This window comes from Acaryochloris marina S15 (assembly GCF_018336915.1).
Lineage (GTDB): Bacteria > Cyanobacteriota > Cyanobacteriia > Thermosynechococcales > Thermosynechococcaceae > Acaryochloris > Acaryochloris marina_A.
Map to the genome: position 1 here is coordinate 4543204 of NZ_CP064923.1, position 23800 is coordinate 4567003.

At 47.8% G+C, this 23800-nt stretch carries 23 protein-coding genes; 9 read left to right on the forward strand and 14 right to left on the reverse strand.

What is annotated here, in order from left to right; genetic code table 11:
• Window positions 1-421: 421 nt before the first annotated feature.
• Window positions 422-2785 carry a heavy metal translocating P-type ATPase gene (locus tag I1H34_RS20715; RefSeq protein ID WP_212662834.1) on the reverse strand — a complete coding sequence of 788 codons (2364 nt, stop codon included), beginning with the start codon at window positions 2783-2785 and terminating at the stop codon, window positions 422-424.
• A complete protein-coding gene (gene dacB / locus I1H34_RS20720) occupies window positions 2785-4257 on the reverse strand; it encodes a D-alanyl-D-alanine carboxypeptidase/D-alanyl-D-alanine endopeptidase (RefSeq protein ID WP_212662835.1) in 1473 nt (490 codons plus the stop codon). Before dacB ends, I1H34_RS20715 begins: the two co-directional genes overlap by 1 nt.
• A 143-nt stretch (window positions 4258-4400) precedes the next feature.
• Between dacB and I1H34_RS20725 the strand changes: the two genes are divergently transcribed.
• The 3 genes from I1H34_RS20725 (at window position 4401) to ypfJ (ending at window position 8641) form a co-directional block, all read left to right on the forward strand.
• Window positions 4401-5993 (forward strand): bifunctional aminoglycoside phosphotransferase/ATP-binding protein, encoded by a 1593-nt coding sequence (locus I1H34_RS20725; protein ID WP_212662836.1) that lies wholly within the window; start codon window positions 4401-4403, stop codon window positions 5991-5993.
• Window positions 5994-6130: 137 nt separating this feature from the next.
• Window positions 6131-7636 carry a pentapeptide repeat-containing protein gene (locus I1H34_RS20730; protein ID WP_212662837.1) on the forward strand — a complete coding sequence of 502 codons (1506 nt, stop codon included), beginning with the start codon at window positions 6131-6133 and terminating at the stop codon, window positions 7634-7636.
• Between the two features lie 150 nt (window positions 7637-7786).
• Window positions 7787-8641, forward strand: coding sequence for a KPN_02809 family neutral zinc metallopeptidase (ypfJ, locus tag I1H34_RS20735; protein ID WP_212662838.1), 855 nt, complete (start codon window positions 7787-7789; stop codon window positions 8639-8641).
• A 30-nt stretch (window positions 8642-8671) separates the two neighbouring features.
• Here the strand turns inward: ypfJ and I1H34_RS20740 are convergent, their stop codons facing one another.
• Window positions 8672-9163, reverse strand: coding sequence for a redox protein (locus I1H34_RS20740; protein WP_212662839.1), 492 nt, complete (start codon window positions 9161-9163; stop codon window positions 8672-8674).
• A gap of 390 nt (window positions 9164-9553) precedes the next feature.
• On the opposite strand from I1H34_RS20740, the gene I1H34_RS20745 reads away from it, so the two are divergent.
• Complete coding sequence (locus tag I1H34_RS20745) at window positions 9554-10489, forward strand: FHA domain-containing protein (protein ID WP_212662840.1); 936 nt, start codon at window positions 9554-9556, stop codon at window positions 10487-10489.
• On the opposite strand, the gene I1H34_RS20750 is transcribed toward I1H34_RS20745, so the two are convergent.
• Both I1H34_RS20750 and pheA read right to left on the reverse strand, forming a co-directional pair.
• Entirely contained in the window at window positions 10454-11731 is a 1278-nt protein-coding gene (locus I1H34_RS20750) for an ATP-binding protein (protein WP_212662841.1), read from the reverse strand. The genes I1H34_RS20745 and I1H34_RS20750 overlap by 36 nt on opposite strands.
• A gap of 143 nt (window positions 11732-11874) precedes the next feature.
• Window positions 11875-12759 carry a prephenate dehydratase gene (pheA, locus tag I1H34_RS20755; RefSeq protein ID WP_212662842.1) on the reverse strand — a complete coding sequence of 295 codons (885 nt, stop codon included), beginning with the start codon at window positions 12757-12759 and terminating at the stop codon, window positions 11875-11877.
• A 121-nt stretch (window positions 12760-12880) separates the two neighbouring features.
• Between pheA and I1H34_RS20760 the strand changes: the two genes are divergently transcribed.
• On the forward strand, window positions 12881-13465 hold the full coding sequence (locus I1H34_RS20760; RefSeq protein WP_212662843.1) for a DUF1997 domain-containing protein: 585 nt from the start codon (window positions 12881-12883) through the stop codon (window positions 13463-13465).
• Between the two features lie 13 nt (window positions 13466-13478).
• On the opposite strand, the gene I1H34_RS20765 is transcribed toward I1H34_RS20760, so the two are convergent.
• Both I1H34_RS20765 and I1H34_RS20770 read right to left on the reverse strand, forming a co-directional pair.
• Window positions 13479-13754, reverse strand: coding sequence for a diguanylate cyclase domain-containing protein (locus I1H34_RS20765; protein WP_249369449.1), 276 nt, complete (start codon window positions 13752-13754; stop codon window positions 13479-13481).
• Between the two features lie 37 nt (window positions 13755-13791).
• Window positions 13792-14532, reverse strand: coding sequence for a precorrin-2 C(20)-methyltransferase (locus I1H34_RS20770; RefSeq protein WP_212662844.1), 741 nt, complete (start codon window positions 14530-14532; stop codon window positions 13792-13794).
• Window positions 14533-14703: 171 nt separating this feature from the next.
• On the opposite strand from I1H34_RS20770, the gene I1H34_RS20775 reads away from it, so the two are divergent.
• Window positions 14704-15351: an ABC transporter permease gene (locus I1H34_RS20775; RefSeq protein WP_212662845.1), complete on the forward strand. Its 648-nt coding sequence runs from the start codon at window positions 14704-14706 to the stop codon at window positions 15349-15351.
• Here the strand turns inward: I1H34_RS20775 and I1H34_RS20780 are convergent.
• The 3 genes from I1H34_RS20780 to I1H34_RS20790 all read right to left on the reverse strand — a co-directional run bounded on the left by I1H34_RS20780 (window position 15348) and on the right by I1H34_RS20790 (window position 17289).
• A complete protein-coding gene (locus tag I1H34_RS20780; RefSeq protein WP_212662846.1) occupies window positions 15348-16004 on the reverse strand; it encodes a pentapeptide repeat-containing protein in 657 nt (218 codons plus the stop codon). The genes I1H34_RS20775 and I1H34_RS20780 overlap by 4 nt on opposite strands.
• Before the next feature lie 54 nt (window positions 16005-16058).
• Window positions 16059-16325, reverse strand: a complete 267-nt coding sequence (locus tag I1H34_RS20785; protein WP_212662847.1) for a hypothetical protein — start codon at window positions 16323-16325, stop codon at window positions 16059-16061.
• A gap of 202 nt (window positions 16326-16527) precedes the next feature.
• On the reverse strand, window positions 16528-17289 hold the full coding sequence (locus tag I1H34_RS20790) for a YebC/PmpR family DNA-binding transcriptional regulator (RefSeq protein WP_212662848.1): 762 nt from the start codon (window positions 17287-17289) through the stop codon (window positions 16528-16530).
• Window positions 17290-17651: 362 nt separating this feature from the next.
• Between I1H34_RS20790 and I1H34_RS20795 the strand changes: the two genes are divergently transcribed.
• Genes I1H34_RS20795 through I1H34_RS20805 form a run of 3 tightly spaced genes read left to right on the forward strand, consistent with a single transcriptional unit; the run spans window position 17652 to window position 20094 of the window.
• Window positions 17652-18392, forward strand: coding sequence for a WecB/TagA/CpsF family glycosyltransferase (locus tag I1H34_RS20795; protein ID WP_212662849.1), 741 nt, complete (start codon window positions 17652-17654; stop codon window positions 18390-18392).
• Between the two features lie 2 nt (window positions 18393-18394).
• The gene (gene ftsE, locus I1H34_RS20800; RefSeq protein WP_212662850.1) at window positions 18395-19159 is read left to right on the forward strand and encodes a cell division ATP-binding protein FtsE; all 765 of its coding nucleotides are present in this window, start codon (window positions 18395-18397) and stop codon (window positions 19157-19159) included.
• Window positions 19159-20094 (forward strand): cell division protein FtsX, encoded by a 936-nt coding sequence (locus I1H34_RS20805; RefSeq protein WP_212662851.1) that lies wholly within the window; start codon window positions 19159-19161, stop codon window positions 20092-20094. The genes ftsE and I1H34_RS20805 overlap by 1 nt, the downstream gene beginning before the upstream one ends.
• A gap of 4 nt (window positions 20095-20098) precedes the next feature.
• On the opposite strand, the gene I1H34_RS20810 is transcribed toward I1H34_RS20805, so the two are convergent.
• The 4 genes from I1H34_RS20810 to I1H34_RS20825 all read right to left on the reverse strand — a co-directional run bounded on the left by I1H34_RS20810 (window position 20099) and on the right by I1H34_RS20825 (window position 23729).
• Window positions 20099-20431: a hypothetical protein gene (locus tag I1H34_RS20810; protein ID WP_212662852.1), complete on the reverse strand. Its 333-nt coding sequence runs from the start codon at window positions 20429-20431 to the stop codon at window positions 20099-20101.
• A gap of 156 nt (window positions 20432-20587) precedes the next feature.
• Window positions 20588-21325, reverse strand: coding sequence for an HpsJ-like protein, cyanoexosortase A-associated (gene hpsJ-A, locus I1H34_RS20815; RefSeq protein WP_212662853.1), 738 nt, complete (start codon window positions 21323-21325; stop codon window positions 20588-20590).
• 36 nt (window positions 21326-21361) lie between these two features.
• Entirely contained in the window at window positions 21362-22219 is an 858-nt protein-coding gene (crtA, locus tag I1H34_RS20820; protein WP_212662854.1) for a cyanoexosortase A, read from the reverse strand.
• Between the two features lie 106 nt (window positions 22220-22325).
• A complete protein-coding gene (locus tag I1H34_RS20825) occupies window positions 22326-23729 on the reverse strand; it encodes a serine/threonine protein kinase (protein ID WP_212662855.1) in 1404 nt (467 codons plus the stop codon).
• Window positions 23730-23800: the final 71 nt, after the last annotated feature.

Genomic DNA, 23800 nt, shown 5'->3' on the forward strand with positions numbered 1-23800 from the left:
AAATTGGGGGAGTCTACAACGACTTCCACCGCAATTATGACTTAAACCTTTCAAAACGACATCCTTGCTCTAATTTCCAGAATGCGTTATGGAACACAGAGAAAGCCCCCTGCTGTCGTTTGAGCTTTATATCTCTTAGTAGAGCACTTTATTGATGTGGAGCACCACAATCGAGTGATCTAATTCACTTTGGCCTCAATAGGGTACGACCCATTGAGCACTAGATGTAGCGTATAGAAGCGGGATAAATTCACCAGATTTAGGGCTTGCATGGATTAATCTGTAGGTGAAAAAGCCCCAGGGAGACAATAGCAAAACTTAACTTTACTTGAATTATATTAAGATTTCTTAATTATCATAGTAGAGATTTTTCTAGCAAACCATAACACTGGAATTTAATCTGTGTTGTGGAGAACAATCTTTAACCTGTTAAAGAAAGGCGTCTTAAGCGAAGAGAATTGGTCACCACACTCACAGAGCTGAACGCCATCAGGGCTGCCGACGAGGCTGGGCTGAGCAAAATCCCAAATTTAGGTAAAAGGATGCCTGCTGCCACGGGCAAGCCGATGAGATTATAAATCAATGCCCAAAACAGATTCTGTTGAATTTTCCGAAAGGTTGCTCGGCTCAAACGCAAAACATCTACTAGACGATATAAAGGATTGGCATCTCCAGACATCAGGATAATTTGGGCCGTTTCTATCGCCACGTCTGTGCCCCCGCTCAAAGAAATACCAACATTGGCTTGGGCTAAAGCGGGGGCATCATTAATCCCATCCCCAATCATGCCGACTTGATGTCCTTGAGCTTGCAGTTCAGCAATAAAAGCAGCCTTGCCCCCAGGCGTCACACCAGCCTGCACTGCGGTCGGATCTAAATCCAGTTCTTGAGCAACGATATGAGCTGTTGCGGCTTGATCGCCTGTTAACATCTGTATCCGCAATCCCAGGCGTTGGAGTTCTTTCAAAGTTTGGCCTGCTTCAGACCTCAGGGTGTCTTGAACGGCCAGTCCCCCTACATAGGTGTGGTCAACAGCCAAATGAATCAGGGTCTTGCCTGCTTGGGCCAACTGGTGTCCCTGGTGCTGATTTTGCTGGGGAATCAAGATTCCACAGTCTTGTAGCCATTGTGCTGAACCTAAACGAGCCAAGGCCCCATCAATCTGGCCTGTCACGCCACATCCAGGAACTGTTTCTAAGGCTGTTGCCGAGAGGTAGGCAAGGTCTTGGGCGTCAGCCTGTTCCACAATCGCTGTAGCCAGGGGATGTCGGCTGCCCTTTTCCAAGCTGGCAGCTAGCTGCAAAACGGTCTGGGACGAGAGGTCTTCACCCACCGGAAGAGGTGAACTTTCTGATACCCAATAATCTGTGACCTGTGGATGTCCTGTGGTTAGGGTGCCTGTTTTATCAAATACGAGGGTATCGAGGCGATCCACTTGCTCTAATACATCTCCCCCTCGAATCAACAGACCCCGCTCTGCCCCCAGGCTTGTTCCAACTAAAATAGCCGTGGGAGTCGCCAAGCCTAATGCACAGGGACAGGCGATAACGAGTACGGCAATCGCCAACTTGAGTCCCAGTAAAATGCCAGCGGCTCGAGGAGCCATCTCTGCTGCGACCCCGCTGGGACTATGCGTCATCGGCAGCGTACCTTGGGTGAGGACTTCAGGCCAAAGATGAACGCCAATCCCCACCCAGAACAGGAAGGTGAGGGTTGCGATCGCAAGGACGCCATAGGTGAAATATCCAGCCACCCGATCGGCAAATTGCTGAATCGGAGCTTTTCGAGTTTGGGCCGTTTCTACCAGATCAATAATTTGAGCGAGGGTGGTTTGTTGACCCGTGCGGGTCGCTTCGATGGTGATCAGGGCCGATTGATTGAGGGTGCCAGCAACAACATCATCCCCCACTATCTTAGGGACAGGCATGGCTTCCCCCGTTAACATGGCTTCATCCACCAGGGTGCTTCCCTCTAGGACACAACCATCCACAGGGAACTTATCTCCAGGCAAAACCTGCAGCCAAGCCCCTATCTGCACATCCCGAGCTGGAATTTCTACGAATCGCTCTGGCTGCACCTGTGGATTTGGGAGCCATCGCGCCACCATCGGCTGCAAAGCCAATAACTTCTCCAGGGAAGCTTTAGTTCGCCCCCTAGCCTGAGATTCTAAAGCTCTCCCCAACAAAATCAGACCGACAATCATGACCGGCGCATCGAAAAAGCAGTCCCAATATAATTGCGGCCAGACAACGGCCACTACGCTGGCGAGATAGGCTGTCACGCTACCTAGACTAATCAAGGTGTTCATATTGGGGCGATTTTGCCACAGGCCTTGCCAGCCTTCCCGCAAAATGGGACGTCCAGGACCTAGCAGTGCTAAGGTTGCCAGTCCCCAGTGAAACTGAATGCTAGTGAGCCAGGGCAAGGTAAAACCAGGGATATGCCCCAAATGTCCCACCCCCGATAGCACAACTAATACAGTTGCCAGAATCAAGGGTTGAGTCTCTTTTAGCACCTGAGTGGGCGTTTCAGGCCCACCTTCTCGGTTTTGGACATGGCTGGGAAACCCTGCCGTGGTTAAGACTTTCGCTAAACTATCCGGCTCAATTTCTTGGGGGATATATTCAATGGCCGCCTGTTCAGTCACTAAATTGACCACCGCCGTTGCCACACCAGGCTGTTGCTGTAAGCGTTTTTCCACAGCTTGAACACAGCCGGCACATTTCATGCCGGAGACAGCTAAGACAATCTGCTGAGTAGAGGGGGGAGGAGATAGAGAAGTCATCAGTGTGTACCTTGACAAGATTGCCAACGATTTATAGATAACAGCATGGCATCCATAGCTTGCCGCCGCTTGCTGCCCGATTGATTATATTGATTAAACATCAGACTAAACAGTACAGGTGAAGATTGGGGGTGTTGAAGGTAGCCCGTTAAGGTAGAGACTCCCCGCATGCCTCCACTCTTACTCCATAGGGTTGAGGCTGGATTTTGCCCAATAGAATCTTTGGGTAAAGACGCTTGAAAGTTAGAAGCGTGGGGAGATTTGAGGATGCCTTTTAAAGTTTGAGTTAAAGCCAGGGGACTGATCGAGTTCTGTCGGGATAAGCCAGAGCCATCGGCAACTGAATAGGTGGACGCCTTGACCCCTAGTTGGGTGAGGGTTTGCTTTAGAACCTTTAAACCTTGTTGATGGGTATTTTGTGAGGTTTGCTTCTGGGCCAAGGTGGCTCCCAGTGTTTTGACTAGGGCTTCAGCGTAGAGATTATTGCTCTCTTGGTTAGTGGTTTTAATAAGAGTAGTAAGGGGGGGAGATTGGATCTGCGTTAGGCGCTGTTCTGATTTGCCTTGTAGGACAGCATTTCGTTCTTTCTGGGTCGATAACAGCGACATGCGACCCACGTTAATGTTTTGAGTCGCCAAGATTGCTCGAAACCGCTTGAGTAAGAACCAACCTGGATCAACAACTGCCACAGCTGAGCGATCGTGAGGGGCACCGGCTCGGAGCTGTCCCATAATCTCAATTTCTAAAGTGTTTCCTTTGAGACGACGGACAATTTCTATATATTCCGGAGCATTTTTGCCAACCGTGCGGGTGCGATTAATCTGTCGCCAAGCACCAATGGGTTGAGGAGAAAGCCATTCGACTCGGAGGGGCTGGCCTAATGCTTGGGGCCAGATTTTTAGCTCATAGGCATTTTGATTGAGGATCAGGCTATTCACGGGAGCACCATAGCCCGCCTGTAGATCCTCCCATTCCCAAGACGGAACAATGCCTGGCCCTTGAAAATAGGTGTCATCTCCTAGAAGATGGTTAATTTGGCGGATGCCTTTTTGCTTGAGTTGGGTGGCAATTTTCTGTAGCTGCTGATCGGACAGGCTGGGATCGCCACGACCTAAAATTCTTAAATGCTCGAGAATAGGGCCAGTACCAGACCCATAAATATCGGTCTGAATTCGGAATTGAGGGCCTAGCTTGGTCAGGGCAGCAGCCGTAGTCATCACCTTCGTCGTCGATGCAGGAAGAAAATAGCGCTGTGCGCCTTGAGCATAGACGGGCTGAGTGGCTTGGAGGGGCTGAATCGCAATGCCTAGACGAGCTTTATTGAACAGGGGTTGAGATGCGATCGCATCCACGTCTCGCTTTAGTTGCGCCACGCACTGGGAGTTCAATGAGGGGGCACCGTGGGCACTGGCAAAGGAGGTACTCACCATCCAACTCACCCATACACCCTTAGTAATCTTATGCAGAGACATTCCACGCTTTCCTTATGCTAGGAGCCAGCTTAACGTGAATTAAGAAGAGGCCCATCCTGCCTTCAGACCGACTTTAGGATTGAGGGTTCCAACGCTTCCTCAAATTTGCCTCCATTTAGATATAGAAATAGGAGAATATAGGCATGCCCCATGCTGCCTTACCCGCCCTAATTCAGCGCATGCTGCAACCGGATTTCTATCCTCACCCGGTTCAAAACCCGGTGCAGCTTTTACAAACCCATATTTCCTATGTGTTTTTAACGGGCGACTTTGCTTACAAAGTTAAAAAGCCAACCCAGTTTGGATTGCTAGACTTTTCGACCCTAGAGCAACGAGCCTACTTCTGCCAGGAGGAGTTGCGTCTAAACCGCCGTCTGTCTCCCGATCTCTATTTGGCCGTCTTAACAATCTATAAAGAGGAAGAAGAGGGCAGCTACTGTTTAAATTCTCCCCCTTATCCTGGCGCTGAGATTGTTGACTATGTCCTACAGATGCGGCAGTTTGATCAAGATAGATTGTTCAGCCATCTATTAAATCAAGATCAGTTAACGGCAGCTCATCTGCAACAACTCGGTCAGTTAGTAGCCCACTTTCATGCCGCTTCAGCGACCAGCCCTACAATCCAGGCCAACGGTACCCTAGAATCCCTCCAGGCCATCGATGAAGAGAACTACACCCTAACCCAAGCATTTATAGGCAAGTCTCAAACCAAGGAACAGTGGCAACAGACCCGATCGTTTACCCAGCACTTCTGGCGAGATCATCAAGATTGGCTGCAACAGCGCCAAGGGAAAATTCGAGAATGCCATGGCGATTTACACCTCAATAATGTGTGTCTATATGCAGATCAAATCCAAATCTTTGATTGCATCGAATTTTGCCAAGAATTTCGCAATATTGATGTGATTTATGATGTGGCATTCATGGTCATGGATTTAGACTTTCATCATCGACCGGATTTAGCCAATATCTTTTTAAATACATACCTGGAAAAGACGGGAGATTATGCAGGGGCTTTACTATTGCCAGCCTATTTAAGTATGCGAGCCACGATTCGCGGCAATGTAAATAGCATGACAGCCCAAAATACTGATAATTCAGGGCGTGATGAAGCATCTCCCTGGCAAATAGCCAAAGACTACTTTGCCTTAGCCCATCGATATACTCAGCTTCGACAAGGACAGATTATCCTCATGTCGGGTTTGTCCGGTTCAGGAAAAAGTACTGTAGCCCGTCGTCTTGCCCCTCAACTCCAGGCCATTCACATTCGTTCAGATGCCGTTCGCAAACATCTAGCAGGAGTTCCGTTAGATCAATCGGGTGTAGATCAGATCAATATCTATACATCAGCCATGACCCAACGCACCTATCAGCGCTTAGCTGAATGGGGAATCTCCCTGGCACAAATGGGATGGACCGTGATTTTAGACGCGAAGTACGATCGAGTGGAATTGCGTGAGCAGGTAATTGCCCAGTCTGAGTTGGCTCACATTCCGGTACAGATTTTATTCTGTACTGCACCGGTTTTGGAGTTGCGATCGCGGCTCCAAAACCGCCAAGGAGATATCTCCGATGCCACACCCGATCTTTTATCCAGCCAACAACAAACATTCCAACCCTTTACGGCTAAAGAAAAGCCCAAGTTGACTCAATTAGCGACCGAGCAAGATTTAGACGCCCAGTTAACATCTTTTTGCAAGCATCTCGCCAAAAAGGATAATGTCAGGTTAATCTGAGGGCAGTAGACAGCAAAAAAGATTATAGTTCAGTCAGAGTGTAAATCATCATTTGGCACTTACCGGCCTAGCTATTGCATATCTAAAGGCGGGGGGGAAACGCTCGAGTGCAGTAAATAAAAAGGACGATTATCCCTGTGGCAAACACGGCCCACCTCCGACTCATTAAACGCGGAGTTAAACATTGGAATAACTGGCGTAAAGAGAAGTTTTCCGATCAACCCGATTTGTCTGAAGCTGATCTCAGTGGGTTAGACCTGCGAGGGGTAAACCTGATTGGCGCGGACCTAAATCATGCGAATTTAACGGGTGCAGACTTAAGTGGGTCCTATTTAAGTGTTGCCAATTTATCCCATGCTTATCTCAGTGAAGCCAAGTTAACAGGAGCCAACCTGGGCAAAGCCAATCTAGAAGCAGTGGATCTAAGCTTTGCCAACCTAGAGCAATCCATTCTCATTGAAACCCGGCTCACAAAGGCGTTGCTCGTAGAAGCAAATCTGACCCAGGCCGTTCTCAATTTTGCAGATTTAAGCCGAGCCAACTTGAGTAAGGCGAATCTCCGTAAAGCACATCTGATTAAAGCAGTCCTGCTAGAAGCGAACTTAAGTGATGTCAGCCTGAAAGGAGCCAATCTCAACCGAGCGCTGTTGAGTGAGGCAGATCTAACGCGGGCCAATTTGAGCAACATTAACCTCAGCAAAGCAGACCTCAGTTTTGCCCGGTTAATTGAGGCGGATCTACATGGTGCCAATCTCAACGGCATTATCCTAATTGAGGCCAATTTACGAGGGGCAAACCTCCAGGGCAGCACCTTGAAAAAAGGTCAACTCTGTCGGGCTAATTTGGGTGCTGTCGATTTAAGCAATGCTGATATCAAGAGCACCAATCTGAGTGATAGTGATTTAATTAATGCCAACCTCAGTAAGGCTTTGCTCATTGACACCAACTTGAGTGATGCCCAACTCGCGGGGGCCAATTGTCACAAAGCTAGCTTTCTCCATGCCAATCTCAATAAAGCGAATTTATGTGAGACCAACTTAACAGCAGCTGATTTGAGAGAGGCCGATTTGCGTAAGGCCGATCTGACCCGGAGCCAGCTCCAAGCAGCTAACTTATCCATGACGAATTTGACCGCCGCCTGTTTGGAAGAGATAGAGCTAAACCGTAGTACTAAGTTCGACCATACCATCTGCGAACATGTCTACTTAAGAAGGCATGAGCAAGATCGTCAGCCCAGTCACGGTAAATTTCTGGCTGGAGAACTCGCACAACTCCTATGGACCAGTTCTGAAACCATTAACCTGAACTTCCATAATGGGGTGAATTGGGCCGCCTTTGCCAATTCCCTGAAACGAATACAGCGCACCTATCCCCAGGCCCAAATGGGCATTCAATGTATTGAACATAAAGGGAATGGGGTCATCCTTGTGAAGGTTCATACAGCCCCTAATGTGGATCAAGAAAAGGTGCACAAGGAATTGATGCTCGCCTACGTCAACACCCGCCGCCAAATGAACCAAGACCAAAAAGCTCAGGGTATGGGTAAGGTGACCACCCAAGAATCCTTGCAGCTACAAAATCCTCAAGACATCATCAACAACTTGTTTGACTTACTTAATCCAGCACTGAGTTCTTTACCTTAAATATCCACCATTAGCACCTAAGGTATGGGGCAATTTTTGCCATCGATCTCCATGAATGGAAATTTGGCTTAATAAATTTAGTCTTTGGCAAAAAAATACTTAGGATGATTGCAAGCTGGGGGCAACCAATCAATCCGGAGGAATTTTGTCATGCGCTGGAAAATGGGCCGACGAAGCAGCAATGTAGAGGATCGGCGGGGTGGTTCTTCTATGCCAACGGCTGCAGGGGGTGGATTAGGCCTACTGGTGATCGCCCTGGTGGCGGCCTTTTTTGGTGTCGATCCCAGCTTGATTTTGGACCAAGCAAACCAGTTGGAGAATCAGCCGACCTCTTCGGCACCAGGAAATCGTCCTGCGGCTGAGAATGAGCTCGTAGACTTTGTCTCTGTCGTGCTTGCTGATACGGAAGACACTTGGGAGACTCTGTTTCGCCAAGGCGGGCAAACTTACCGAAAACCCAAACTGGTGTTGTTTTCAGGTCAGACTTCGTCTGCATGCGGTTTAGGGAAGGCGGCAATGGGGCCGTTCTATTGTCCTGCAGATCAGAAAGTGTATATTGACCTGAGCTTCTATAACGACCTGAAAGAACGACATCAGGCTCCCGGTGATTTCGCCCAAGCCTATGTGATTGCCCATGAGGTGGGGCATCATGTACAAACCCTACTCGGTGTTTCTCAAAAAGTATATGACTTGAGAAGTCGAGTCAGCAAAGTAGAGGGAAACCAACTTTCCGTGCGTCAAGAGCTTCAGGCAGACTGTTTTGCTGGCATTTGGGCCCACCATGCCAATCGAACCCGCCAGATTTTGGAGCAGGGCGATGTGGAAGAAGCCTTAAATGCAGCTAGCAGCATTGGCGACGATCGCCTACAACAGCAAGCAGGCGGTCGTGTAGCGCCAGAGTCTTTTACCCACGGCAGTTCTGCCCAGCGGGTGAAGTGGTTTAAGGTAGGCTTACAAAAAGGAAGCCTCAAAGATTGTGATACCTTCGCCACACGCAATCTCTAGAGAATGCTGTATGGAATTCTGCTCTGACTCCTAAGCCGCTTGCCCCCAACGAGGTGACAAATTATGAACTCTAGGTGGAGGAGCTTTGCTAGAAGTCACTTCGTAGAGTTTCGGGATTTCTTTGCTGCTATAAACTCGAAATTCTTTTTGAATCGTTGTTTCAGTGGAGCGAACCGCTTGATTGAGGACAATTGAGCCATCATCATCAGAAATTGAGCGATGAAACGTGCCTGGTGGGATTCGCAAAATCTCCTTACCTGCTTCCAATCTAACCATATGGAATGGGACTTCCCATTGAAAATTGACTAGATAGAATGTGCGGCCACCGGATAAAGCGAGTAAATTATCTTCTTGATTAGGATGTAGGTAAAACTGCCAAAAATCATCGGCAGTATTGTGGGGGCTAATCGCTGGCCCCTCGTGATAAACCAGGTCTCGGGCATTGGACTTAGAAATGGTGACATCAAAAAACCGAACCTTAGGGGTGTCACGAAATCTCTCGTAGGAGATGAGCTCAAACATAGATCTAAAATGTTGCTTCAATCAGACTGCGATTAAGAAAAGAAAAATCAACGCAAAAAAGTCGATCTTTCCTATAAAGGAAAAACCAACACAAACGCTTTACATATATTTATGCTTTTTGGAACATCAGAAAGTAGCTAATTACACATTTTATAAATTGCAGAAATAGCATTGATCTGTTGAGCATTATGCATAATCTCTAGATATTTCACGGGATTAAGTAGATATCTGAAGGTGAAGTATTCCCTTCAAGCTAGATGAGTCAACTGGCATGTATTAAAGGGAGTCAGTTTTCCAATCCACAAGAATTTTGTAGCTAGACGTTCATTTGAAGGCTCGACTTGGCCATACTAAGGACAGTGTTTACTCAGATTTAGGATTGGATGTAGTGTGATTGCCACCTCCCTAGAGATACCCCAAATATTGATTCAGACTGGGAGTAGCTGCGAACCCTTTGAATTTCAATCCGGTTTAGAGTGGACGGTGGGGCGTCATCCCAGTAATCCAATTCAACTAGGCGATCGCTGCGCGTCTCGTCAACATGCCAAGCTCGTTAAGCTGCAAGACCAACATTATTGCTATGTCGACCTCAATAGCCGCAATGGCTCAAAATTTCGGGGTCGTTCAGTCAAGCAACCCGTCTTGCTTCAAAATGGCGATCGCATCAAGATTGGTGATACCTATCTGATTTTTCAAGATATTCCGCCCCATCGAACGACAGGCCATGGCACATCTGATCAAGCCCAGGTCTTGCTCCTACAAGAGGATGCGCTACAAGGTAAAATCTGGCAAACGGTTTTGCGATCGCAAACCATAGACAGCTATTGGGAATCAGCTGAAATAGATTTAAAAGCCTACCTACCTCGACGAGTAGCTTCCGGCTCACTGCCTCAATTACTTATCCTCGATACTCAAGTTTTCGGGGATCAAACCTACGAAGTCTGCGCTTGGTGCGCTCAAACCTTCCCGCAACTGAAGATTATCGTTAATAATAGCCAAGAACGCCAAATTCTAATGGCTGAGCGGCAGAAAGCAGCACAATCAGGCTGTTTAAACTGGTTCCCAGCATTCCGAGAACCCAAGCTGATCGATAATGTTGCGGGAATTGTGGTGCAGGCCAACGGAGTCATGAACATCCTGGGCGGCACCCTCCGCCAAGACAAGTTATTCACAGCCTTAAAGTCCTTTGAACAACTGCTGGGGGAAGTCGCTTTTCTACAGCCACCCCCCAAACCGGTTGAACAACCTCAACCCTCTCAGGCATCAGATCTTGCTGCTCAAAACGGCGACCTAACCCAGGTCACCCGAGTCAGCCGCAAGGGCTAATTCAGCTTGCAAAAAGTCAATAAATTGACGAGCCGTGCGACCGGAGCGACCATTGTGTCGAGTCGCCCATTGCAAAGCCCGAAATTTCAGATCTGCTTCGTCTAGAACCAGATTCGCTTTGCCAGCGAGATGGAACACCATCTTCAGATAGGTCTCTTGATTAGCAGGGGTAAAGGTGAGGGTAAGGCCAAAGCGATCGCTGAGGGACAATTTTTCCTGAACCGTGTCCCAAGCATGGATTTCATCCCCATCACTTGGGCTGGGCCGATCATCAAAGAACTCCCGAATCAAATGCCGACGATTGGACGTGGCATAGACAATCACATTATGGGGTCTAGCGGCAATATGACCTTCTAGAACCACTTTTAAGGCTTTATAACTCTCCTCGTCTTCCTCAAAAGAGAGGTCATCCACAAAAATGATGAACTTTTGCGGACAGTTCTGAAGCGGTTCCAAAATCTGAGGCAACTCAATCAAGGCAGATTTACGGACTTCAATTAAACGCAAGCCCCGATCGCCATAAAGGGGTAATAGAGCTTTAATCATGGCCGACTTACCTGCTCCTCGACTGCCATAAAGCAAGATATTCAGGGCAGGATACCCCCGGAGCAGTGCTTCTGTATTGTTCAGCAACTGATCCCGCTGATCTTCGTATCCCACCAACGCATCCATGGCAATCTCATCCGGATAGGGATGGCCTTGGAGTTGGCCTTCATGCCAGCTAAACGCCCGATATTGAGCCATCAATCCACAGCCCACTTGGCGGTGATACTCAGCTAAAGCAGGCAATGCATCAGCCCAGTGGTCATACTCTTTTAAAAAAGCAACGGCCTGAGAATCATGGGTTTGAGTGGTGCTCGGTAAGGCCGGTAAGACAGGTCCTCCTAGTTGGCCAATGGCTTGGGGGAGATCGTCTACATGCCATTGCCAGAGTTGCTGTAGCACCGTCAAATCATACTGAACTGCCTCTAGAAGTTCAGCAGGAAGTTGCTCCAGGGGGTGATGCTGAACTTGCAAAGTAAAGGGATTGTCGGACTCCAAAATCCGTTGTACTAAGTAATCCCGCCAGCTTTTGTGAGTCGCTGATAAGGCCTTAAATAACTGTCCATAGGCCCAGAGAATCTGAGATAGATCCTGCTCAGACTGTTGCATGGCACTTAAAACTGAGAAAAAAGCTTGTCCCACCTCATTCTCCCAAACGGATGAATAGATCAACAAGGACGCTACCTGCTGTTCAAGCATCGCCCATTGAGATTCAGGGAAGGCATTTGGCCGATCAGATACCAAAATATGACCAGAGAAGTTTACTGCTTCAGTTTATTTCACCATGCTGTACTGATTCGCAGTCCACTCTGCCATGGTTGACTGGTTCATGCTTGTATCCCCTATGAATCGGAGGTCCCAACCACTTGCACCAGCGGGTAACTGCCAAATACTTTGAGAACTTCAGTGTGCGAGGTTAATTCATCTAGAGCAGATTGAAAAAAGCTGGTATGTAAGTCAGCCTCTGCATCCACAAAAAATACATATTCCCCCAAGGAACGCTTGCTGGGACGAGATTCAATCCGACTGAGATTAATATGTCGGTCATTGAAAATCTTCAGGGGCTGCAGCAAAGCACCGGGAACATTCGCAGGCAAGCTGAAGGCTAAAGACGTATACACCGGGCTACCTTCTGGGGCAGTGATGGGATAAGGCGTATCTTTTTGACTCACGATCCAAAATCGGGTGCAGTTATCAGGATGATCTTGGATAGACCGCTGAATCACCGGCAATTGGTACAGTTGAGCCGCTCGTTCCGACGAGATCGCCGCAATCGAACCATCCTCATCCACATAGTTAAGAGCCTCGGTCGTAGAGCTGGCTGGCACCAAGGTCGCTTGAGGCAAATTGTTTTTCAGCCAAGTCTGACATTGTCCGAGGGCTTGGGGATGGGAATAGACCGCTTGAATGGACTTTAATTGTTGCGCTTTGGCGATCAAAACATGCTCAATGGACAATACCAAAGCTTGACGAATCTGCAGAATTTCTAACTGCCAGACGGTGTCTAAGGTAACGGAGACACTGCCTTCAATTGAGTTTTCTACGGGAGAAACAGATAGTTTGGTATCGCCAGCAGCTGTAGATTGCAGCGCTTGGGCAATGCTGGGGCAGGGGCAGAGGATGGGGGTCGGTTGTTGAGTGAGTTTAGCGTACCAATCCGCATATGCGATCGCAGCTTGTTCTGCATAGGTTCCTGCAGGCCCAAGATGGGCAATGGAAAGCGCCATAGACATCCCTGATCATTACAGACAGTTTATCTGGGTTTGTGAAAGTTCATCTGAGGAATCTACCCACGAATAAACCAAAGAAATGTAAAATTACCTTAACAGTCCCGTCACGCTCTCGTTTATGCAACTTAACTTTGCAGCCTCCCATTCCGTCTTAATCACTGTTCCAGACGCATCTGTACCCATTCAGCATTATTTGCGCCAGCCCCGTCGCTTGGTTTATGCCCTCACAGATCGTAGCCGAGTTGAGCGTCTTGCTGATGACTGTTTCCGGCTCACCATGCGCCCCCGAGAATTTCTGGCCATGAGTTTTCAGCCTGTCGTCGACCTGAAGGTATGGGCAGAACCCAACGGCACCGTACATTTACAGTCTGTTGGCTGTGAAATTCGCGGTATTGAGTATATTAATAACCGTTTTGATCTCAAATTAAACGGCAAACTATATCCCCTAGCTACCGATGGCCCAGCCCAACTGATGGGTAAGGGAGATGTCAGTGTGAGCGTTGAACTCCCCCCACTTTTTTGGATGACCCCGCAACCGATCTTAGAAGCAGCGGGCCAGCGGATTCTGCAAGGCATCTTTTTAACCTTCAAACAGAGACTAGGACATCAGCTTGTTGAGGATTATTTAAGGTGGGCAGGCACCTCTCAAACTTCTGAGACGGATACCGTTCGTAACTTATCGGCGAACCCTTCGACCTTCTAAAATCCCTTGAAAGTCATGAAATAACTTGATTGCGACCTTGTTGTTTGGCTCGATAAAGGGCAGCATCCGCCGCTTCAAGTAACTCTGTTTGGGACTGTTGGGTATTGGGGATGAAAGCTGCCACCCCTAAGCTCAGGGTAACCTGATCGCTAGCAGATGAAGCCTTATGGGGAATCATTAGGGCTTCATCTGCCGTCCGTACAATCTCAGCAATGTGGGCTGCACCAGCGAGGGGCGTATTCGGAAGCAACACCACAAACTCTTTCCCACCATAGCCTGCATTATTCATGAGAGGTTCTCTTCAGGAAATAAAGAGAACTTGGCTATCAATCCAAATTGGTTTTAGTGCCAGCCTTCTTGGTAATGATCAGGAGAGAAAAATATGGCAATTCTAAGTCTGGATATTGCTCAAGATTAGGGTAGATTTCTTGCTCATCAGTACTGGCTCGGATGACGACGGAACTAGACTGTAAGAGGTTGTGTTGTTTTAAAATTTGCCAAACCTTGGGATAGACACTGCTCACCTTCAGCAAGACCACTACATCTGCCCACGTTAATGCTTCTGTTAAATTTTCAAGTCTTTGTAGTGTCGGTAATATGGCCAATCGATCTCGCTGATAGGTCAGGGGAAGATTCAAGGCGGCAGCTGCGGCCATCGGTGAACTAATCCCCGGAATACGCTGGATTAGAGCCTTGGGCTGGAGGTTAGTCAGGGTATCAGCTAGATAATTAAAAGTGCTATACATGCCGATATCACCTTCACAGGCAAAGGCAATATCCTGCCCGTTGCAAAGGAACTTCCAAACGGTTTTTGCCGCTCGCTGCCAAGCTTCGTGCAGTTGTTCAGGCTCCTGAACATAAGGAAAGATTAGGGGTAGTCGATATTGTGAAGACAGCCAAGGCGTAATAATTTGTTCGGCAATTCCAGGGTTACCATTAAGGCCCGCAGGATAGGAAACAATAGGGCATTGTTGGAGATACTTGAGGCCTTTAACACTAATTAATTCGGAGTCTCCAGGGCCTACACCAATCCCATATAATGTGCCAATCTGAGGGAATGTTACCAAAATAATGTCGTCTCTCAATAGTGATAACAAAGTGATGGGTCATTGCCATCAAAGCTTGAGTTCCTAGGGTATCTTATCGGTGGCTTGTTCCCAATACAGTCTGGAAGAAAACTGTGGCGACCGGCAAATCCACAGGCGATACATCAAGAAAAATGTTAGGTCAGAGTGGCTATGGTGCTCATTGATGCCTCTCGTTATGCAGCATCCCATCAAGATCAATTAATTGAAGCGATCCAGCAACATCTGCTGTTGGTTAGTGTGCCCTTAGGGATAGCTATGGTGATTGGCGGATATGGGGGGTGGCAATGTGCCTGCTGGTCTCAACGCTCAGCTAAGCGATCCATAGTGCTGCTGAATTTGTTTAATGGACTGCGCGTTATTCCGAGTCTGGCAATCCTATTTTTGCTGATTCCCATATTGGGCCTCACCTTTCAAGCTGCGGCGTTTGCCCTCTGTCTATTAGCCATCCCGCCAATTTTATTGGCGACGGAAGTGGGCTTTAGAACCGTTCCAGCCACGGTTCGAGAGGTGGGATTAGCCATGGGCATGACCCCGTGGCAACTCTTTCGCCAAGTGGATTTACCCTTGGCACTACCTGTCATCCTATCAGGAGTAAAAACAGCCACCCTGGAAGTCATTGCCAGCGCAACTTTAGCCGCTTTTATCGGTGCTGGCGGCTTAGGTGCGTTTATTACCCTCGGGTTTGCCCTCAATGAACCGGCAATTTTGCTGGTCGGAGCCATCCCGGTTGCCGGTATGGCTATCTTGGCAGAAGGATTATTGAATCATTTGCAACAATTACTGCGGCTACACGCTTAGTCATGAATCGTGCCGTCCGGCATGGTCGTCCCTTTTAGTAGCGCTTCATAGGGATTCGCACGACAAAGATTAGCACGATACAAATTAGCACGGCAAAGGTTCGCTTTACGAAGGTTGGCTTCCAGGAAATTAGCCAAGCCTAAATTAGCTTCAATGAGGTTTGCCCCTTCTAAATTGGCCTGATTCGCGTTGGCCATATAGAAATTTACCCGCATCATATTGGCTTGAAAATAATCGGTGAGAGAGTTCTCTGTCGCTTTAAGATTGGCACCGACTAGGCTCGCTCTGCGGATGATGGCTTTGGATAAATTGGCTTTATGGCATTTAGATTGGGAAAGGTTTGTTTTGTACAAATCAGCCCCTTCCAAATTGGCACATTCAAGGTTAGCCGATTCTAAATTGGCATGAATCAGATCAGCCATCCGTAAGTTAGCCCCTTGTAAACTCGCTCGATGCAAGTTGGCTTGTCTCAGATCGGCCCCTTCTAAATTGGCATAGGTTAAGTTGACCTGATCCAGATTGGCGGATTCTAGGATACATCCACTTAAGTTCGCCCCTTCCAGATCAGGGCGGACCAAGAGATTTTGCCCTCGCCAATTATTCCAAACTTCAATGCCTTGCTTGATCAAGTCGAGATGTTCTGCATTCGCCATTAGCTAGGCCTTTCTATGCGAGGAGGGCAAAAAATAGCGCCGGATAGAGGTGAATTAATGCTTTTTCTTTCGAGAATAGCTGGTTTCAATCAGTCCAGACTTTAGAGGTTCGCCTATTTCGCGCTCCATACGGATAATTTTGCGCGTTAAGTACTCAATGGTTTGGCGCTTAATCCACCCGCGTTCAACGAGGATATCACCAAAACGCATCCCAGTAGCCTCTTGATCATTTAAGGCTACATCGACTTGAGATTCAGAGACTAGTCCAGCGTCAATGAGATAACTCCCCAAGCGCTTAGTTAACGGATCATAGGACAGCATAAAGGTACTATTTGCGGTAAATCGACGTCAATGAATGAGTGCACGACCTGAATATTTTCTCTCTTTTTGAAAAGAGAAAGGCCGATATTCCTATACCTAAAATGCCCTTTTATTGGCATAAAAAGATCACTCAAATCAATTTCTGTTGGTTCCTAGAAACATTTATGTTAGCTCAATAGCATGAATGGCCTAGAACTTAGCCTTACAGGCCCGATAAGGCTTCATCCATAAATTCAACGTTGGCCGTGACGGACTGCACATCGTCCAGATCTTCTAAGGCGTCCATCAGACGAATAAGAGATTTGGCTTGATCGGGATCTGCGATCGCAACTGACGTTTCCCCAATCCAGCGTATTTCAGCATCTAGAACCTGGAATTCTTGGGCTTTCAGCGCTTCAGTCACGATTTCTAATACCGTCACCTCTGTGCTCACTTCAGCAATCGCTTGATCATCTTCTTCCACAAACTCATAAGAATCTGCACCTGCTTCCACTAGGAATTCTAGAAGTTGATCTTCATCGACAGGCCCGAGGACTGAAATAACGCCCTGTTGATGAAACATCCAGCCGACACAGCCCGTCTCCCCCAAGTTACCGCCATACTTATTAAACGCTGCTCGCAAATCAGCCGCAGTCCGATTGCGATTATCAGTCATGGCTTCAATCAAGAGGGCAACACCACCCATGCCATACCCTTCGTAGCGAATTTCTTCCCACTGGTCTCCTTCTGCATCGAGTTGTCCTGAGCCCTTGGCAATAGCCCGGTCAATATTTTCATTTGGAATACCGGCTGCCTTGGCTTTATCAATGGCAGACCGCAACTGAAAATTACCGTTCGGGTCAGCAGAGCCATGGCGGGCTGCCACAATAATGGCTCTAGAGAGACGGGCAAACACTTTTCCTTTCTTGGCATCCACCCTCGCTTTTTGCCGCTTAATGTTTGCCCATTTACTATGTCCTGCCATGCGTAGCCCAAGCCGTCAATGATATGGAAGTATTTACGATTTTCATTATGGCACTGCCAGTCCCCTGAATAAGGCGACTGAATCCTGCATATTTATTCCTTTTGGAACAGATAACTTCATAGGATCAAAGTGAACAGGCTGGACATTTTTGCCAGCCTATTGAGCAGGATGTCGGTTGGATAACGTCACCAGCCGTCGAGCTTAAGGGATAATGGCAGGATGAGTAAATCCGATGGGTAACCTACAGGTACAGTTCCCTCTTTTCCCTTATTAGGAAAGAGGTTTGTTACTGCCATCGCTGTGTCCACCCAAGATTTAGTCATCACAAATGGCCACACCAGTAGGGAATACAACTGATATCCATGCAGCTAACTTCTGAGCAACCCCAATCTTTGCCCATATTGGGATTAGCAGTCGATATTCTGCCCGACTATACCCAATGGTTGGCAGCTCAGATTGCTCAGAACGAGGGACGCCATGTCGTCACCTTAAATGCAGAAATGACCATGCAGGCTCGGGAAAATCCTGAGTTAGCTCAGATTATCCAAGAGGCAGGTCTTGTAATCCCTGATGGGGCTGGGGTTGTCATGCATTTCCGCCTGCGTGGGCGCAAGATTGATCGTTGCCCTGGGATTGAAATGGCTGAGGCCCTTTTACAAGCTAGTGAACAGAACAATTGGTCCTTTTTCTTTTATGGCGGCGCGCCCGGTGTAACGGAGCAGGCAGCTCAAAAATGGCAGCAACAGCAGCCCACCATCAATATTGCAGGAACACAGAATGGTTACATTTCTGGCGAAGAACTAGACGATTTTTGCCAGACGCTCAAGCAACTGCAACCTCAAGTTATTTTTGTAGGTTTGGGAGTTCCCAGACAAGAATTCTGGATAGCAGAGCATCGCCATTTATGTCCCCATGCCATTTGGGTGGGGGTTGGTGGCAGCTTTGATATCTGGGCAGAAACGAAAACCCGCGCACCGAAATGGCTCTGTGACAACAACCTGGAATGGGTCTATCGCCTATATCAGGAACCTTGGCGCTGGCGGCGAATGCTAGCGTTACCACAGTTTGCTTGGTGCTCTTTAATGGATACCCTAAGTAAATAGCAATGACCCAAGCGACCTTTTCCACCTCTACCATGTCTTCGACTTTTAAGCGATTGAAAGCCCAAGTGGACACTCCGGCCAATGCCCATTACACCGTGCAGCTAAAAAACGTTTGCAAGGTATATGCCCAGACGCGGTTTAGTTTATTGGACATAAATTTAACTCTAAAGCAGGGAGATTTTCTGTTTGTAACTGGAGCCTCAGGTGCGGGCAAGACCACGCTCATGAAGCTTATTTATGGGGCTGAGCAAGCAGATCGCGGCGAAGTTAGAGTCGCTGGCACGAATGTTGGCTTACTGAAGGGGAATCGACTGTCCCACCTGCGTCGGAAGTTAGGGGTAGTGTTTCAAGACTATAAGTTGATCCCTCGCTGGACGGTGGCTGAGAATGTGGCATTTGTGTTGCGATCTCAAGGCGTTCCCAAAGCCGAAATAGACCGCCGCTTATATCCCACCTTAAAACTCGTAGGCCTGCAACAACGGGCCGACTGCTTCCCTAGTCAGCTATCTGGGGGCGAACAGCAGCGGGCCAGTATTGCCCGAGCCATTGTTGGTTCTCCCAAATTGCTCTTGGCCGATGAGCCCACCGGTAATTTAGATCAAGACAATGCCTTACAAGTCTTAGGGATTCTCAAAAAACTGAATAGCCTTGGCATTACAGTGGTAGTAACAACCCACGATATGGGACTGATTCAAGCGGTGAAAGCTCCCGTTGCTCAGCTCGATCAGGGGCGTTTACAGGTGGTACCCGCAGATCAGGTAATCTAATGCGTTCTCATCCGTTCCAAGTTCCTGAACAACTCAAGGTGGTGGCAACAAAGCTCACCTATTTGTTGCAAGAAACCGGACGAGGACTCAAACGGGGCGGCTGGATGAATTGGGCTGCGATCAGTACCGTTACAGTCTTGCTGTTCCTACTCGGCATCAGCTTACAAACCTCTTGGCAGGTCAGTGGCTTACTCAATAATTTAGGATCTCGATTTGAAGTTGCGGTTTATCTGAAGCCAGAGGCAACTGGAGCACAACTCAAATCCTCCATTTCTCAATTTCCCGATGTCTCCAGTATTGAAGTCATTCCCAAAGATCAGGCTTGGAAAGAATTACTGGCTGATCTGGGCACCACAGATATCGCCGGGGCAACTGAAGGACTAGGAGAGAATCCCCTAGTCGATGCCCTCAAGGTACAGGCCAAATCTGCAATCGCTGTCCCTACATTGGCTAAAAAGATTGCTCGCCTACGGGGGGTGGAAACCGTTCAGTATTTGGATGAAGCCCTGAAAAACCTCACACAACTGAATCGGGGGTTTAGTCAAATCAGTTTAGGGGTCGTGGCTTTGCTGACTTTGACAGCAATCGCCGTCATCACCACGACGATTCGACTGATTGTGGTCGCTCGCAACCAAGAAATTGAAGTCATGAAATTGGTAGGGGCAACCACCAGCTGGATCTATTTCCCTTTTGTGTTGCAGGGGATCACCTTTGGGTTAGTGGGCGCTGTCATTGCCTGGATATTTATTGTTGTCACCCGACAGCTGATGCGAACTGCCTTTGCACAGCAGCCTACTTTTTTACAAACCTTGGGAGAAGGGTTACAGCTTACCCCTTGGCAAGTCGTTGTGTTGCCACTCATTTTGTTAGGATTTGGCAGTGTTGTCGGGATTATCGGCAGTTTATTTGCAGTTCGCCGATTTGCCAGTAAGTAAACGCTTATCCACCAAAAAACCTCTGCCACCATCCTAGCTTTTGGGGAGGCCGCTGATGCTGAGCAAGTTCTTGGGTAAGACGCTGATTTGTTGCCCGTAGCTGAGCTATTTCAGCCGTCAAACTAACATTGCGCTGAAAAATTCTTTTTTGCTGTAACTCTAATTCGGTAATTTTTTGCTGAGCGAGTTCTAATTCTGGGTTAGGAGATGCTGGCTCAGACTGTGGCCATTGAGCATCTGACTTTTCAACTAAGCGTTGAGACGTTTCTAAAACCTCAGCATCAACTTCAGCAGAAGGTGTTTGCCAAGGATCATCACAATTATCAACAGATGGCATAGCTTAAGTGAATGAAAGCGAGAGAAACTATTGGCATTCTACACATATTTACAAAGATACAAATCCAAACAGAGAAATCAGTCTATAAGTTCAGAAAACAAGAGAAATCATCTAAATTCCCCAACGTACATATCAATATTGGTATTGTAGCTTGCCTTACAAATAGGACTTTTTACGAGCCCAGCGAGTACTTTGCCAAATTCGGAGACCAACGACAGCACCGATTAAAGCCCCTAATGACCATTTTATCGTCCGCTTCAACAATCCAGGCTGCTCATTTCGAGCTTGTTTAAGCGCCTCTTTAGCTTGACGGTCAATGGCAGCACGGGCGGGGGATAACAAGCTAGGAATTTGAGCCTTGATATCAGGGAGGGACTGATTAGCATTTAACGCTACAGAAGGACGATTATTGAGTGCCCGACTGAGAAGACCCTGAAATTCATCTACAGAATTAGTCTGATCTAGCTTTTTTTCTAACTGCTGAACCAAGGCCAAACGTTGCACCTTAAAGGTATTAATTTCTTCTACCTTTAAATTGTGTATCCGCATAGAATTTACAAAACACAAAGGAATCATGGCCACTAAAAGAAGCGTTAGAGCTAAGGTGAGCCAGGTTAAGGCTTTGAGAATGATTTTTTCGCCAGGACGACGATACTCTTGCTCTCCCCAAAACACCATAACAAAGCCAATGAGAGGGACAGGAATACGTTCTACAATGGCCCCAATACTGCGAAATTCCCAAACAGGATTCATCAAATTAATGGGGATGAGAATCGCCCCCAAATCCAGCAGGGCTAATAGAAGTAAGCCATAGCCTAGCCAGCGAATCAAAGTGATGGAACGAGATTGAGTGGCATAGGCCCGCCAAAGGCGATCCAGTTTAGGTTGAGTCATTGAGGTTGTGATCTGCTTCCGCCCAATCTTACGTCTTTAAAGCACTTCTTCAGGATTATCATCCTGAGCTTGGCGAACAATCCACCCACAAAACAGACCAAATAGTAAAACCGTCACCATAACAAAAACCAGGGCTCCATCATTACTGTGCCAATAGTCAAATAGAGCAGGGTCGTTTTTGGTCGAGAGAAGCGCCAGCAGGGCCACACGGATGCCATTAATGGCGAACCCCAGGGTAACCGCAACGATAGGAGCCACAATCTTCGCTGTAGTGGGTAGGGGAAACATCAGCAGAAAGATCACGGTAATGGCAAACATATAGGTCATTAAGTTCAAGCCTGAGCAAGAGGGAACCACCTTTACCGCTCCATCGGGCAGCTGGATTAAATCGTTGGTGAGTTGAACTGAAAAACCTGAGTACCAAAGTAAATAGGTCGAAAATTGAGCCGTGATGGGAGAAATATCGGGGATAAACTTCAGCAGTAGTTTCGGCAGACCGAGGCAAAAGAGGGTTAGTAATTCTGTTTGATATTGCCCCAAAGCCTGACAACCCGAGGCCAGAAGCATAATGCCGATGGCAGCGACAAAAGGGGCAAATGCCAGGTACCAGCCCGTCGGCGATCGCAAGCTTTGATAAAGGATTCCCCCCACAATGCAAGTGCCAAGCCCAAGGGACAGGATGTTGCTACCCAATTGCAGCTGTAATCGCCGATCCCAAAGACTGGACAAGGTCGCAAATAAAAACACTAGGCTCATGGCTAAGTGGGCTACTTTATCCGCTCTCAGATTGGCGGTGAAGTAAAGTGCCAGAAAGCAGCCCATCAAACCCAACAGGGCCATAACCGGGATTTTAATTTGATGACCTTTATAGATAGAAATATCCCTACTCGACATGGGCTGATATCACTCTCTTTCACCAGCAGCTAAAGAATATTCTCTAGGGTAGCAACTGTGAGAAGAAGACGAAGGGCCCAAGCCTTAGCTTTCAGGTTGAGGGCCGTTATCCATAGCGATCAATCCACTGTTGCAACGCTTGGGTCAATCGTTGGCTGTCCTGGTTATTCAAGTTATGGGCCAGAGCCAAAGCTCGACTTTTGAAATTGACCATGACCGTTTCTTCTTCTCTCGCTAGAGGTACCGCATAGATATCAGCAATGTCTGTGTGGGGTTGAGACTGTTGCCAATAGGTCCACCCCAAAAGCTGATATTTGATGACTAATCGGTGACCAAAACTTTCGATTACGGTGCTCGTCAAGTTCTGCTTTAGCCAATTGAGGCCTGTAAACCAAGGGACACTGCCTAGGCAGAGCAACAGCACCCCAATGCTAACGCCTCCTATATCTCCTGAAAAAAGGGCGTGGCGAGTATAGTTGAAGCCAATGGGCAACAGGGCCAGAACAACGATAGCTAAAGGTCCCAAAAGCGTCAAAAATGTCATCCCTGCAAGATCCTTCAATCTAGGTAAGGGTGAGGACCAAATGGGGTGGATCTGTACTTGTAAATGCTCGGGATCAGTATCAATTTGGAGCCGATGAGTGCTAGGTCCTTCAGCAGGAACCGGGACTATTTTTCGAGCACTCAGAGGGGTCAATGCCAATACTGCCGCTCTTGCTGACTTAAAACGATCGGCTAGGGCAGGAGCGGTCATCTTTTCCAGCCATGAAGCAAGGTGGTTTGTGAGAGTGAGGCGATGGCCGAAGGCCGGTCTGTGGCCATCGCGAAATTGTAATCGCATATCAGACTGAGCTAATTCGGCTGGAGCCAGTCCCGTTAATAGGTGAAGTAATGTCGCTCCCAAGCTATATAAGTCCGAGGCGGGGACGGCTTGGCCACCAAACTGCTCTATAGGGGTATAGCCATAGGTCCCCACAACCGTAAATGAGCACCCCGCTTGGGGTAATTGATTTTGAACTGCCCCAAAGTCCACCAGAAAGACGGTTTGGCTTGGCGCTAGGATCAGATTACTAGGTTTGATATCTCGATGGAGGATGGGGGGATTCTGCTCATGCAGGTAGATGAAAATCTCTAAAATTTGAGTGGCTAAATCGTAAATATCTGACTCTGAAAACCTTTGCCCTTGGTCAATCAACGTTTGTAAGTTGTTTCCTAAAATATATTCTTCAATCAAGCCTAACCAAGGTTCGGGGGTTTGGATGTGAAACGAATCGATATATTGAGGGATTTGGGGATGATCCAACTGCTGGAGAACCTGAACTTCTCGTTCAAAAAGTTTCATTTCATCCCATGCCATCCCTCGCCCAAAGGCCAGGAACTTGATAATGACTGACGTGGGTTTAGGAGTGGCCCGATGATCTGTCGCTAACCATGTTTGTCGAGTCGGTTGCGCCCTCAACTGCTGCCGCAGTTGATATCTTTCCTGGATGACTTGCCCGGCCGTTAGCATAGTGGGTGAATTGCTTGGGTCTGACTAACATATCCCATCTCAATGATGATGGCTCAACAATGCAGACCTTA